Origin of the sequence: Gordonia sp. IITR100 (assembly GCF_002009645.1) — a bacterium.
Classification (GTDB): domain Bacteria; phylum Actinomycetota; class Actinomycetes; order Mycobacteriales; family Mycobacteriaceae; genus Gordonia; species Gordonia hongkongensis.
The window spans coordinates 719,493-733,063 of sequence record NZ_MVKV01000001.1; the positions used below are offsets into that span (position 1 = coordinate 719,493).

At 65.7% G+C, this 13,571-nt stretch carries 12 protein-coding genes; 6 read left to right on the forward strand and 6 right to left on the reverse strand.

The window, feature by feature from the left end:
- The first annotated feature begins 89 nt into the window (after positions 1 to 89).
- From B1818_RS03360 to B1818_RS03380, 5 genes are all read left to right on the forward strand, one after another.
- Positions 90 to 1,034 carry a polyphosphate polymerase domain-containing protein gene (locus B1818_RS03360; RefSeq protein WP_078111922.1) on the forward strand — a complete coding sequence of 315 codons (945 nt, stop codon included), beginning with the start codon at positions 90 to 92 and terminating at the stop codon, positions 1,032 to 1,034.
- A 99-nt stretch (positions 1,035 to 1,133) separates the two neighbouring features.
- Positions 1,134 to 1,811: a DUF4956 domain-containing protein gene (locus B1818_RS03365; protein WP_058253376.1), complete on the forward strand. Its 678-nt coding sequence runs from the start codon at positions 1,134 to 1,136 to the stop codon at positions 1,809 to 1,811.
- Positions 1,811 to 3,334, forward strand: coding sequence for a CotH kinase family protein (locus tag B1818_RS03370; RefSeq protein WP_078111923.1), 1,524 nt, complete (start codon positions 1,811 to 1,813; stop codon positions 3,332 to 3,334). Before B1818_RS03365 ends, B1818_RS03370 begins: the two co-directional genes overlap by 1 nt.
- 13 nt (positions 3,335 to 3,347) lie before the next feature.
- On the forward strand, positions 3,348 to 3,965 hold the full coding sequence (locus B1818_RS03375; RefSeq protein WP_078111924.1) for a DUF47 domain-containing protein: 618 nt from the start codon (positions 3,348 to 3,350) through the stop codon (positions 3,963 to 3,965).
- A gap of 6 nt (positions 3,966 to 3,971) precedes the next feature.
- Positions 3,972 to 4,958, forward strand: a complete 987-nt coding sequence (locus tag B1818_RS03380) for an inorganic phosphate transporter (RefSeq protein ID WP_078111925.1) — start codon at positions 3,972 to 3,974, stop codon at positions 4,956 to 4,958.
- 511 nt (positions 4,959 to 5,469) lie between these two features.
- On the opposite strand, the gene B1818_RS03385 is transcribed toward B1818_RS03380, so the two are convergent.
- Positions 5,470 to 5,655, reverse strand: a complete 186-nt coding sequence (locus B1818_RS03385) for a S4 domain-containing protein (protein WP_078111926.1) — start codon at positions 5,653 to 5,655, stop codon at positions 5,470 to 5,472.
- Between the two features lie 281 nt (positions 5,656 to 5,936).
- Between B1818_RS03385 and arr the strand changes: the two genes are divergently transcribed.
- Positions 5,937 to 6,392 carry an NAD(+)--rifampin ADP-ribosyltransferase gene (gene arr / locus B1818_RS03390; RefSeq protein ID WP_078111927.1) on the forward strand — a complete coding sequence of 152 codons (456 nt, stop codon included), beginning with the start codon at positions 5,937 to 5,939 and terminating at the stop codon, positions 6,390 to 6,392.
- Positions 6,393 to 6,482: 90 nt separating this feature from the next.
- Here arr and B1818_RS03395 read toward each other — a convergent pair whose 3' ends face one another.
- The 5 genes from B1818_RS03395 to B1818_RS03415 all read right to left on the reverse strand — a co-directional run bounded on the left by B1818_RS03395 (position 6,483) and on the right by B1818_RS03415 (position 13,480).
- On the reverse strand, positions 6,483 to 7,160 hold the full coding sequence (locus tag B1818_RS03395; RefSeq protein WP_078111995.1) for a hypothetical protein: 678 nt from the start codon (positions 7,158 to 7,160) through the stop codon (positions 6,483 to 6,485).
- 312 nt (positions 7,161 to 7,472) lie between these two features.
- On the reverse strand, positions 7,473 to 8,231 hold the full coding sequence (locus B1818_RS03400) for an SDR family oxidoreductase (RefSeq protein ID WP_078111928.1): 759 nt from the start codon (positions 8,229 to 8,231) through the stop codon (positions 7,473 to 7,475).
- Complete coding sequence (locus B1818_RS03405; protein ID WP_078111929.1) at positions 8,228 to 9,028, reverse strand: enoyl-CoA hydratase/isomerase family protein; 801 nt, start codon at positions 9,026 to 9,028, stop codon at positions 8,228 to 8,230. The genes B1818_RS03400 and B1818_RS03405 overlap by 4 nt, the downstream gene beginning before the upstream one ends.
- Positions 9,029 to 9,204: 176 nt before the next feature.
- Entirely contained in the window at positions 9,205 to 11,697 is a 2,493-nt protein-coding gene (locus B1818_RS03410) for a helix-turn-helix transcriptional regulator (RefSeq protein WP_078111930.1), read from the reverse strand.
- Between the two features lie 34 nt (positions 11,698 to 11,731).
- On the reverse strand, positions 11,732 to 13,480 hold the full coding sequence (locus tag B1818_RS03415; protein ID WP_078111996.1) for an Hsp70 family protein: 1,749 nt from the start codon (positions 13,478 to 13,480) through the stop codon (positions 11,732 to 11,734).
- Between the last annotated feature and the right edge of the window lie 91 nt (positions 13,481 to 13,571).

A 13,571-nucleotide genomic window follows, 5' to 3' on the forward strand; every position in this document is an offset into this window, starting at 1 on the left:
CAGCTGGTCGGCAGGAACGGTCCGCCGCACCCGAAGGTGAACGCGTGTGATGTGTGAAGAGATTTTGCGTGCGCACCTCTCGGTGGGCGATGGAATGGAAGGGCAAGTGCAACGTGGGCGTGTTCGACAGGCTGGGTAGACGATCCCGGGCAGAGCGGGATGAAGCAGAGGACGCACCGACCGAACCGACCGGCTATGAACAGACCGCGAGCAAACTACATGCGTTCAACCGCTACGAGATCAAATACTTCGTCGATGAGATGAACGTGCCGACGCTGCGGCGCGAGCTGGCAGCCCGCATGGACAGCGACCCATTCTCTCCCCACGGCGGCTATCCGGTGACCTCTCTGTACTACGACACTTCCGACCTGCGGTTCTACTGGGAGAAGATCGAGGGACTGAAGTTCAGGCGCAAGGTGCGCGTGCGCCTGTACGGCGACCCGGCGGACTGTACCGATGACACATCAGTCCATGTCGAGATAAAGCAGCGCGTCAATCGAGTCACTCAGAAACGGCGCACCGCGATGCCGTACGGACTCGCGCAACGGTGGCTCAACGGCCGCGAAGAGATCGAGTGTGACAACTCGCAGCTCCCCTTCGTCAATGAGGTGTCCGGTTTGATCGGCAACCTGGACCTCCGTCCTATCGTGACGACCGGCTACTTACGGGAGGCGTTTGTCGGACGTGATGCTGATCTTGGTCTGCGTGTGACGATCGATCACAAGGTTCACGGCCGCGACCGCGACTTTCACTTCGCATCCCGCGCGCAGAATCGTTTCATCATCCCGCCCAAGCTGGCGATCGTCGAGCTGAAGGCGAACGAACGCGTGCCTTATTGGGCGACCGATCTCACGGCCAGGCTGGACATGTCTGTCATCCGCATCTCGAAATACTGTCAGTCGGTCGAGGCTTTCGGTCTCGCGCCCCGGTCCCGTATGGGCGCGCCCGAATTGGTCCTTCCCGAGGGAGCCGACACACGCGTGCCGGTCGGCCTGTTCGACTCCGCGACCACCAAGTCGACCCTGGCGAGTTGATTGGACAACGTGCGCATCCACAATCGACGTCGGCCTTCTCTCGCTTGCCATGCAACGTTGTGTGATCTCTTCCCCCCGAGATAGATAGCAGGATTATTCATGAACCTTGATTTCCAAGATCTGAGCGGCACCTTCACGGCTTTTGACATCATCGTGTCGTTGTCGTTGTCCTTTGTATTGTCGTCCATCATCGCGTGGGTCTACCGCTACACCCACAAGAATGTCTCCTACAGTCAGTCCTACGTTCAGACTCTCGTGCTGTGCGGCATGATCATCGCCCTGATCATGTTGGTGGTCGGTTCGAACATCGCACGCGCCTTTGCTTTGGTCGGCGCCCTTTCGGTGATTCGATTCCGCAACGCCATCAAAGAAACCCGCGATGTCGGGTTCATCTTCCTAGTGATGGCGATCGGCATGACGACGGGCACCCGGTTCTATGTGCTCGCAATAGCCGCCACCGTCGCAATCTGTCTCGTATTGCTGATCATGAACAAATTCAATTGGTTCAAGCTCGACGTCAGCAGGCAAGTCGTCAAGGTGCAGGTCCCGCCAGAGCCCGAGTACACCTCCCGGGTGGAGGACGTCCTCATCAAGCACTGCAGCGAGTACGAGCTGGTGTCCACTGAATCAGTGCGTGCCGGGGCGTTGACCGAGTTGTACTACACCGCCATGCTCAAGAAGGGGGTCTCCTCGGGCCAGTTGATCGCGGAGCTGAGCGCGGTCAACACCGGCCAGCGCGTGACCGTCCTCACCGGTTACGACCAGACTGATCTCTGATGACCGGTCCGACCGCGGTGCCGCCTCGACGACGGTGGCGACACCGCATTCCCAAATCGGTGCGCCAGCACTGGAAGTTGCCCGCGGCCTTCGTGCTTTTCGTGGTGATCGTGGCCACCGTGTTCGGTACCACGTCCGTCCGTCCGTACATCACCGGCGAAACCGATGTGATCGCATCGGAGATCACCGACAACATCAGCGGTACTGTCAACTTGTTCGACGACTCGGTAACACATGAGCTTTCGGTCGAGATGAGCGATGCCGAGTACAACGACATGATCTCCTCGTTTCGCAAGAGTGGCGACAAGAAGTGGATCACCGCCGATGTGGTCATCGACGGGACAGAGATCGCTGATGTCTCAGTCCGCCTGAAAGGCAATTCCACCCTGATGGGAGTACGGGGGGGCGACCTCGGAAAGATGGCGCCTGAGGGCGATGACGTGCCTGCGGAGTTCGAAGGCGGACAAGGCCCGCCCGGAATGGGAGACATTGCACAGGCGTCCGCCGATGACCCAACGTCATTGCCGTTGCTCATCAGTTTCGATGAGAACGCTGACGGCAGGGCCTACCAGGGGATGACCGAGTTGTCGGTACGTCCTGGTTCTCCGGTACTGAACGAGTCGATGGCGTTGTCACTGACCGCCGAGACCAATCAGCCGTCCCAGCGCTATGCGTACACGGTCTATTCGGTGAATGACAGTCCCTCGGCGACGCGTCTGGTACTCGAGCATCCCGACGACACCTACGCCAACTCATTGTTCGACTCGGATGGTTACCTCTACAAGGCAGACGCATCCTCGCGATTGGAATACCGGGGCGATGACCAGTCCGCGTACGCCGACCAATTCAAACAGATCAACGCAGTCGATAGCGGTAACCTCCAGCCGCTCATCAATTTTCTCAAATGGCTGGATTCCGCCAACGAGAGTGAATTCGACACCCATCTCGCCGATCACGTCGATATCAAGTCATTAGCGAGGTATCTGGCGACACAAAATCTGCTGGTCAATGCTGACGACATGAGTGGACCAGGCCAGAACTACTACCTCTGGTACGACCTCGACACCAAGAAATTCTCGGTGGTGTCATGGGATCTCAATCTGGCCATGAACGGCGATTCCACCGTCGGACCGAACGAGACCGTTTCCATGGGTTCCGGCAGAAAACCCGACGTCCAGGCAGGTGACCAAGCAGTAGACGGTGCTGAACCCGCGATCGACCCCCAGAATGAGGACGATCGGGCAAAGAATATGCGCGGCGGCAATCCGCAGAGAGCGGGCAATCAGCTCAAAGAGCGTTTCCTCGAGTCCGACGCCTATACGCATCTCTACGAAGAGAACTACTGGGAGCTGTACGAACAGATCTACAGCAACGGAACAGCACTGCGGATCCTCGATCAGTTGGCCGGCACCATCCCCACGTCGGATGAGCTCACAGCAGAATCCCTGCAAGACAGCGTCGATTCGATGAGGTCCTGGGTCGATCAGCGCACCACCAGTCTCAGAGAGTTCCGCCAGACCTAGGAGAGGAGGCGCCGTGTTCTCTCGTTTCAAACCCAAGAACGATCTCTTCTACGACCTGTTCAACTCGTCGGCACAATGCTTGGCCAGCGGGACGAAGACCCTCACTCAACTACTCGCGCCAGAGCCCGATGTCACCCAGACGGCACGTCTCATGGTCGAACTCGAGCACGACTGCGACCGCATCACCCACGAACTGTTCCGCACTCTGAACTCGAGCTTCATCACTCCGTTCGACCGCTCGGACATCTATTTACTGGGCTCATGCCTCGACGACGTCATGGACCACATGGAGGCCGCGACCCACCTCATGGTCCTCTACGGGGTGTCCGAGCTACCGCGGCACCTGCAGGAGATGATCGTCAACCTCGACACATGCGCGGCGGTCACTGCCGAAGCGATGCCTCGCCTGGCGAGGCTGAACGATCTCGAGAAGTACTGGATCGAGATCAACGAACTCGAGAATCGGGCTGACCACACCTACCGCACCTTCTTGGCCCATCTCTTCGACGGCCATCTCGATGCCCTGACGGTCATGAAGCTCAAAGACGTCGCTGACGAGTTCGAAGACGCCGCCGACTCTTTCGAGAAGATCTCACACTTCGTCGAGGCCATAGTGTTGAAAGAGTCGTGACCTGAGGTGTTCGCGCTGCTCGTCGTGATCGTCCTGGCGATGATCTTCACCTTCACGAACGGCTTCCACGATTCGGCGAACGCGATAGCGACTTCGGTGTCCACCCGGGCGCTTACCCTCCGCTCGGCACTGGCCACGGCCGCGGTGGGCAATCTGGCCGGTTCGTTCTTCGGCGCCAAAGTCGCCAGCACGGTGGGTTCGGGAATCATCGAACTGGATGTGAGTGCCGAAGCACTCATCCTCGTGGGTGCCGCGCTCGTGGGTGCCATCACCTGGAATCTGATCACCTGGTGGCTGGCCCTACCGTCGTCTTCCTCGCACGCACTGTTCGGCGGGATGGTCGGCGCTGCCCTCGCCGGCGGAATGAACGTGCTATGGGGCGGAGTGCTCCACAAGATCGTCCTGCCGATGGTGATCTCACCGATCGTCGGGTTCCTTCTCGGGGCCGCCGCAATGCTCACGATCATGTGGGCGTTCCGCAAGCGATCACCCTCGCAGACCAGCCGGAATTTCCGTCGGGCACAAACATTCTCGGCAGCGATGATGGCATTCGGTCATGGCATGCAGGACGCGGCCAAGACGATGGGGATTGTCGTGCTGGCTCTTGTGGTCGCAGGATATCAGGACGACTACTCCATCCCCCTGTGGTGTTTCCTGCTCACCGCTGCTGTACTGGCGGTGGGAACGGCGACCGGGGGCATGCGGATCATGCGCACCCTGGGTCGCAAGATCATCGAACTCGACCCGCCGCAGGGATTCGCCGCCGAATCAACCGCCGCATCCGTTCTGTATGTCGCTTCCGCCGGAATGGGCGCACCTATCTCCACCACTCACGTCATCTCGTCAGCGATCATGGGTGCTGGATCAACCAAGCGTACAAGCGCCGTGCGCTGGGCCGTCGCGGGAAACATGGCGACTGCCTGGGTCACAACATTTCCTGCTGCCGCCGTCCTGGGGGCCGGCACATACTGGGCTGCAACAGTATTCACGTAAGACTCGCCCGTCACCATCTCGAGCTGGACACATGACAGACGCCATGTCCAGCCCGTTGACGGCTCACGGGCAAGAGTGGGTGGCAGAGACGTTCGGGTCTCGCGAGTGCGAGCTGATACGTCCAGGTACCCGACAGGTTCGTGTGAACTACCGACAAGGTCTGCGGCGCATAGTTGTTCTTGTAAGGCAGTAACCCGGAGTGAGCGACAAGGAGATTCCAGTGGCGAATCGCAATCGGAACCAGAACAATCCCAACCAGCGACGTCGTCGGGTCCGGCGATACGACCAACGTCAGCGACGCTGGATCTGGATCTGGCAGTGAGCTGAGCGACCACCGACTCTGTCGGTGAAGAGGCGGCCCCGTTGCAGACAAGTGGCAACGGGGCCGCCGCCCTGTTCGAAGGGGGGAGTTCCGGCGAGTGGTTGCGGAGTCGGCGGCAGGGCCGCACCATGTGACCGAAACCTGCGGGTCGACGTCGTCAACTCACCCGGACTCGCGTGCGAGCTCGACTCATCCGTCGACCCGTGTGCGGTCCACTGATACTTCGTCGGCGACACCGACCATCCTGTGCGGGCGCAGCACCGGCAGGCCGTTGCAGCTCACGAGGCCTTCCATCACAAGTGCCGACGCCTCCGCGACGCTCCTTGCGAGACCACGCTCTACAAGAGAGTGCGGCACCGGCGACAGTTCATCCATTCCCCCACTATCTGCCTCTCACGCGACCTGGAGATGTCCCGCAGGAACGTGATGCCGTCCAGTACGTGAACGTGGGATGACAACAACTGCGAATGGCCATCACCAGCGCCGTGGCGGGTGGACGCCGCTGACTTCAGCCGGCCGACCGTTTGTCCCCGCAACCCATCCGCCGTCCGCTCCCGAACCCCGCCACTTCCACCATAACTCGGCGGCCGGGGCTTGCGGCAAGACCCCGCTGCCCGTGCACAATCGCTCGACGACCGACGCGCGGGAGGCGATCTATGGCAAACGGTGCGAACGATTCACACAGGACGGACACGCCGGAACGATTTCGAGTTCACGAGTCCGGGAACTTCTTCCACGGCACCAAGGCGGACCTCCGGGTGGGCGACTTCCTGACACCCGGGCATCGCTCGAACTACCGTCCGGAGCACATCTCCAACTACGTCTACATGACGCAGGTGCTCGACGGCGCGGTGCTCGCGGCCGAGATGGCGGTGGGTGACGGGCGCCCCCGGGTCTACATCGTGGAACCGCAGGACGACGTACACGACGATCCGAACGTCACCGACAGGAAGTTTCCCTGCAACCCCACCCACTCCTACCGGAGCGCCCGACCGGTCCGGGTCGTCGGCGAGATGACCGACTGGGTGGGACATTCGCCGGAATACCTCCGACAGTTCCGCGCAGGATTGGAAGCACTCCGCCAGCGGGGCGAAGCGGTTCTGTACGACTAGCCCGGCCGTCACGACATTCTCGCCGTGACGGCGGCGCTCCGCGACCGGTCACCGGCCGCGGAGCGCCTGCTGCAGAGTCGAACTCACGGATCAGGGAAAGATGTTCTCCAGCGATCCGAAGGCTCCGCCGGCACCCGATGCGGCGAAGTTGGTGGTGCAGCCGTTGAACGAGACGTTGTCGACATTGACCTTGCCGGTCTTTTCGTTGGGCTGACTGGAGATTCCGTAGTGGTCGACCACGGTGGTATGGCCCTCTGAATTGGCGGCCTTCACCAGATCATCCAGCGTGGCGTTGGTGCCTCTCTTGATCGTGCCGAGATCTCGGGTGGACCACCACTGGTCAGATCCGCCGGCATCCGCCTTGCCCGCACCAGCCGGCGCGGTCCAGACGAGCGTCGCAAATCCATTGCTCTCACCGGTGTTGGCCCCGGTCACGCGGAGTTGCCAGTTCGCCTGCCCGTCGGACTTGTTGAACGTGAGCGGCTTCGTGATGGCGTCCGTCAGCTTGAGCTGCCCGGCGCTCTTGTACGACGCCTGGCGCGGTGTCTGCTCTGTCGTCACGAACTCGAGAGACCCGTCCTGATCGACAACATTGGTCGCCGTCACCTTGCCCGCCTGGCCGCGCTCGTCACCGAACGTGTTGCCCCACCCCGCCGGATTGGCCGGAGTGGAGACCTTGGCACAGTTCGCCTCCGATACGGGGGCTGCGGTTGCCACCGCGGGAGCGATCAGAGCCGCGACCCCGAGGGTCGCGCCAGCCGTCGTCACACGAATGAGATTTCTTCGCACTGGTTCTTTCCTCCTTTGTCGTTCGGGTCCATCGAACTCCCGCAAGCTAACAAAGGGATCAATCAGATACCAGCGCGATTAAAGGCATCTGAATGAGGAACAGCTTTACACAGCGAACCTGACCTGCACGCACAGTGCATCAGTGGACCATGTCGCATGTTCGCTTTTAAATCCGGAACTCCCGGCTATCTGCCTATTCCGCACCACCCGGTGACTGTGCGCCGAATCCCATTGACTGTGCATCGAATTTCGTTGACTGTGTGCCGTATTCCGTCAATTGGACTCATGGACTCAGAGCGTCGTCGCAATCCCACCGTCGACCGGAATGACGGCACCGGTGAGGTAACAGCCGGCGCGGCTGGCGAGGTACACGACCGTGCCGATAATGTCGTCGGCTCGACCGATACGGCCCAACGGCGATGCTGCCGCGACTTCTTCGCCCAGCTCGGCCAGGATCGGTGCCATCATCTTGGACTCGAAAGGCCCTGGCGCGATGGCGTTCACGGTGACGTGACGCGGTCCGAGGTCCCGCGCGAGATGCCGTGTCAGCTGATGGACGGCCGCCTTGCTCGACGAGTAGGAGTACGACGCGGTGCGCGGCACCCGGATCCCGTCGACGCTGCCGATCATGATGACCCGCGACGGATTCTCGGCAGTCGCAGAACCGGTCAGCAACGGCAGCAGCGTCTGCGTGAGCACGAACGGCGTCTGGACGTTGAGCTTCAGCACCCGGTCCCAGGCGGAGTCCGGGAACTCCTCGAGGGGCGCACCCCAGGTCGCGCCGGCGTTGTTCACCAGGACGTCGAGGGTGTCGGACTCCGACGCCACCTGCTGCGCGAGGGTTCGTGCACCCTCGGGCGTCGACAGATTCGCCTGTAACGCAGTCAGTCCCGCGGCGCGCGCCTCGGCCAGCGCGTCGTCATTGCGACCGGTGATGAGGACCCGTGCCCCGCGGTCGTGCAGTCCGTGGGCGATCATCGCCCCGATACCCGACGTGCCGCCGGTGACCAGCACCGTCTTGCCACTCACATCGAACAGGTCAGAAGTCATCGTCGTCGGTACCTCGGTGCTCGTTTCTCCAGGAAGGCGGCGGTCGCCTCGCCCCGATCTTCGGTCATAGCCGTGATCATCTGCTGCCGGTTCTCGAATTCGACCGTGGCACTGAAGGAATCGGACTCCACCGCGGCCCACATCCCGACCTTGGTGAGCTCCACCGACAGCGGCGGGTTGGCCAGGATCGAACGCGCCGTGGCGCGTGCCCGCTCCAGGAGATCGTCGGGCTCGGCGAGTTCGGCGAGCAGCCCATATCGCTCCGCCTCCACGGCCGTGAACTTGCGGCCGGTCAGCATGAGTTCGTGTGCGCGGCCCGTCCCGACGAGGCGCGGGAGCAACCAGGACACGCCGATGTCGCAGGCGGAGAATCCGGCCCGGATGAATCCGACCGCGTACACGCTCGACGTGGACCCGATGCGGATGTCACTCGCGCACACCAGCGCGAGACCGCCGCCGGCCGCCGGCCCGTTGACAGCGGCGATCACCGGCTGGCGCAGCCCGTGCAAGCGGAGCGCGAGCCCGGCGATGTCCTGTTGGCGCTCGAACATCGGGATCACCCCGCCCTGTTCGGCGGTGCGATCGTCGTCGCCGTAACCGTTCAGGTCAAGACCGGCGCAGAATGCGCGGCCCGCTCCGGTCAGGATCACCACCCGGCAACCGGGGTCCTCGTCGACCTCGTCGAGTGCAACCGTCAGGTCCCGCACGAGGTCGGCGTTCAGCGTGTTCAGCGCGTCCGGGCGATGGAGGGTGAGCGTCGTGATCTCACCATCGCGCTCGACAAGGACCGCCGGCATCAGATCTGACCCCACATATCGCGGCACCGGATGTGTTCCATGTCCTGTTGGTACCACTCACGGTGTCCGGTTCGTGGCATCTCGTCCGGTCACGTCACAGATAACCGTCCCGAGCCCACCCGACCGAGGACACACTGCGCGACAGCATGTTCCCGGGCGTCCTCCGGCAGATCTCGTCACCTATACCCAGCCGCGCGGAGGGCAGCCATCAGTTCCGACCGTGATCCGGCGTCGAGCCGGCGTCGGATCCGGGCGACGTGATGCTCGACGGTCTTCGCCGAGATGTATAGGCGCTCACCGATTTCCCGGTAGGTGAAACCCTGCAGCAGCTCGTGGGCAACCTCGGCTTCGCGACCGGTGAGCGGCCCGCCGACCTGTGGAGTCAGCCGCCGATCTTCACCGGCCGAGCGAGCGGTGTCCAGGAGGCCGGCCGCGGTCGCGGGATCGTCGGCGCGAGACGCGGCCATACCCGCGAGACGCGCTGCCTCCCAGTGTAATCCGATGCTCCGTAGCGCTTCGACGGCGGCGGTGACGGGTTCCGTTGATTCGCCGGCGTCGTTCAGCGCGACCCAGGCGCGCGCACCGGTCGACAACGACCCGGCCGTGCGGTTCTGCGCCGCGGCGAGGTCGAGACGAGTCAACCGGTGCGCCACAGCGGACTGGTCGCGCGTGATGGCAACGGCTTGGACGCCCGCGAAGTCCCACGACGCCGACCACGCCGGGGGGTCGCCAAGATCCGCGAGCAACCGGTCGGCTGCGTGCACATACCGCGCAATCGCGGGAATCTGACCCAGTCGCGCTGCGGCGATCCAGAACTCGCCGAGCGGACGCAGCAGGTAGAGGTCCACCTCGATGGCGGCGAGGAGCGACAGGCCGTCCTGCCACGCGGCCGACAGCGCGGACAGGTCACCGTGGCGCCGGGCCAACCCGAGCCGGATGGCCTGCACCCGAAAGCGTTCGGACATCCCCTGCGGTTCCGCCGTCGGGAGCAGACGCGCCGCCGCTTCGAGATCGCCGACGGTGAGCGCGGCCTCGGCGTCGAGAATGGTTCGGGCCGGCTCCGCCGCCACCGTCCGGATCGATTGCGCGGCAACGGTGTCGCCGAGGTTCAACGCCACCGCGGCGGCCGCGTGCAGAATTCGGGCCGCAGACGGGCCTCGGGACGACGTCGCTCCCGCTGAGATCCCACGCACCACGACGTCGACCGCGTCGCCGGTACTCATCTCGGCCGTGTCGTCGAGGGTGGCCAGCAGCCCGCGGACCACCAGCGACCGTGTGGCCCGACTCGCCACCGGCGCGCGGCCACGATCGGCCGCGCCGATGGCCGTGGCTGCCGCGCGGTCTCCGACCGCGAGCAGGGCGACTGCAGCCGACAACGACTGCGATGCAGAAAGATCGGATCCCGTCCAGCGGTAGAGGTCGGCGGCGTGCGAGGCGAGTCCGCGCCGCGCCGCGACGGCGGCGGCGAGCTCCACCCACTCCGCGACCCATTCGTCTGTGGGTGCGGCCGACTCCAGCCGTCGGTCGGCCGCGGTACCCGCACCGTCGAGATCACCCGACGCCAGGGCGCGCTGGGCCATCAGCAGCCGGACGTCATCACGCCCCGGCTCCACCCGATCGGCGGCCTGCAGGAGGACCACCGCCCGCGCAGCGGTCGCGTCGACCGCGCCGGCCAGCAGCGCGTCGACGATCCGCGGGTCGTCGACACCGGCCTCGGCCGCGAGCAGCGCGGTGTCGGGGGTGAGCTCGGTCGCACGCAGTCCGACGACGACCGAGTTGCGTCGTAGCTCGTCGATCCGCTTGTCTCCCAGCACATCACGCAGTGGAACGGCCGCAGCCGAGACGAAGACGTCCGCGCCGCGTAACAGGCCGCACCCGCGAGCCCGGTCGACCGCCTCGAGCGCGGCGGCTCGGTCTGTGCCCGCCGCTTCGGCGACGCTGTCGGGGTCGAGGGGCGCCCGGACCGAGGCGAGGGCCAGCACCGCGAGCGTGAGCGGATCGAGTCCGCGCAGCAGCCGATGGTGCCACTCGCGGGACACCCGATCGACGACGGCGATTTCGTCGGCCCCCGGCTCGTCGAGGACGCGCGAGGCGCTGCTCGAAGTGCTCCGGAGCGCCCGCAGCACAATGTCGATGGGAGCTCGCGCACCGCCACAGCGTCGACGGATCAGCGATGCCGTGGTCGGCGCGAGGGTCAGCCCGGCGCGGGTCGCGCGGGTCAGGACATCGGCGGTTCCGAGCGCCTCGAGTTCGAGGACCGCGCCGAACGGTCGGGCGCGGTCGCGCAACCGGCGGACGTTCGGGTCCAGTTCCCGCGGTTCGATCGTGGCGATCAGCCCGATCGTTCCCGCGTCGAGCATGCCCAGCGCGGTCTCGAACATGGCCACCGGCCACAGATGCATGTCGTCGGCCAGCACGAACACGGGACCCGCGCCGTCCGCGACGGGCAGCCCCACACTCACCGGGAGGTCCAGTCCTCGGAGTTGTTCGTGCACGGCGTTCAGCAGTGCCGAGCGTCCGCTGCCGGGGGTGCCGACGGCCACGGCGCACAGCGGATGGCCCGCCTGCGCGCGATCGACGATGCTCGCCACCCACGACGAGGTGCGCGACGCGGCCGAGGACGGGTCCGGACGGTCACCGATCGTGGAGACCGGTGTCGTCGGGGTCATCGAACGGTCCAGGGTGACCGGGGAGTCAACGGATTCAGCAGTCGATGCCGACGACGCCGGTGACGCCGCACAGCACCCGGCCGGTGCCGTCGAGGACCCCGCCCGGGGTGATGCCGCCACCGCCGGTGTCCGGTTCGGGGTAGTCCGGCGCCGGTGCAGGCGCTGGTGCCGGAGCGGGCGCCGGCGCTGGTGCTGGTGCTGGTGCGGGCGCTGGAGCAGGCGCGGGCGCCGGTGCAGGCCGGCCGGGGGTGCTTCCGGGCGCAGGGGCCCCGGCGGACGGGACGCCGACAGACGGGGCGCCGGCCGCGGTCCGCCGCGGCGCATCGGTTGCGGTGCCCGGAGCCCGGGTTCCCGTACCGGTCACCGGTGCCGCGGTGGTGCCGGGACGCGCACCGGTCGCGGTGGTGCCCGGGGCGCCACCGGGGTTCTGCGTCGAGGTGGCCGTGGTGGTCGCCGCTCCCGCGGGTGGGGGCGTCGCCTCGCCGACCGAACCGACGAGTCCGGTGCCGACGGAGAGTCCGGTTGCGGTGACGAGCGCCAGTGCGGCGGCGCCGACCGTGATCAGGGTGCCGCGCTTGCGGCGCGAGAACCGGGGAGCGGGCTCGGCGACCGGGGTGCTCGGAGCCGGGACGATCTCGCGGAGCGGCCGCTCCTCGGGCGCGGCCGAGACGAGGGCCGCGGTCGTGGCGGCGGCCGGAGCCATCGCCGACCGGCGCGCGGCAAGCGTCGTGCCCGCCATCAGCGCGCCGCCGGCTGCCGAGGCGGACGCGGGATCGGGGTCTCCGACGACCGGCAGACGCAGGGTCGAGGACAGCATCTCGGTGACGAGCGGGATCGCCGCACCGCCGCCACCGAGCAGGACCGCGGTCACCCCGGCCGGCTTCATCCCGGGGGCCGCGTGCGCGCCCGACGAGTCATGGCCGACGGCGGACGCGGAGACCGCTTCACGAACCAGCGCGACCGCCTCCATGACCGGTGCGCGCAGCAGGTCCTCGATGTCGTCGCGGACCAGCCGCGCCTCGGTGCTCACCTGCCCGATCCGCACGTCGACGACGGTGTCGGTGTCCACCGACAGAGACTCCTTGGCCCGGCGGCACTCTTCCCGCAGCCGGTTCACGTCGTCGAGGATCGCGCCGTTCCGGGCCGGGTCGGCCAGACCCGCGTCGACCTCGGCGCCGGCACCGGTCACCCGCAGGGTGTGCGCCAGCAGCAAACGGTCGAACTCGTTGCCGCTCACGGTGTCCAGATGCAGCGGACGGCCGATCGGGGCCGGATCGGAACCGGTGGTCAGGACAGAGACGGTGAGCCCCCCGGCGCCGAGATCGCAGACGACGACCGCGCCGTCGCCGAAGGCGCCCTCGGCGTGTTCGGTTGCGGCCAGGGTCGCCCGTGACTCGGTCACCCAGGTGATCGCGTCCGCCGGCACCGAGTCGGGGTGGGCGGCAAGCGCCGCCCGGGCCTCGTCGACGGCCTGATCGGACCAGTTGTCGGGGTGCACGACGGTCAGGTGCACGTCGTCGGACGGTGCTGAGTCGACGCTGTTCGTGCCGAGGTCGAGCCGGGCGACCAGCGCCGCGACCGCGTCGGCGTAGAGGTCGGCGGCCGCGATCGTGCGGCCGTGGTCGTCGAGCATCGGGACCGGGTCGCCGACCCGTCCGAGGAAGTCGTCGGCATCCACCAGAGCGGACGTCTCGACCGAGACCGCGCCCTCCCAGGACTGTTCCGAGGCGGCTACCGCCACGCTGTTCGCGGACCCGATCTTCACACCGATCCCGATGGCCATGACGCTCACTCCTGTTCGCACCTGCAGACGGTGGGCGGTGACGGTGCCGCGTCGTGCGGGCAATCCGTCGATGTCACGTGCCCCGGCCCCG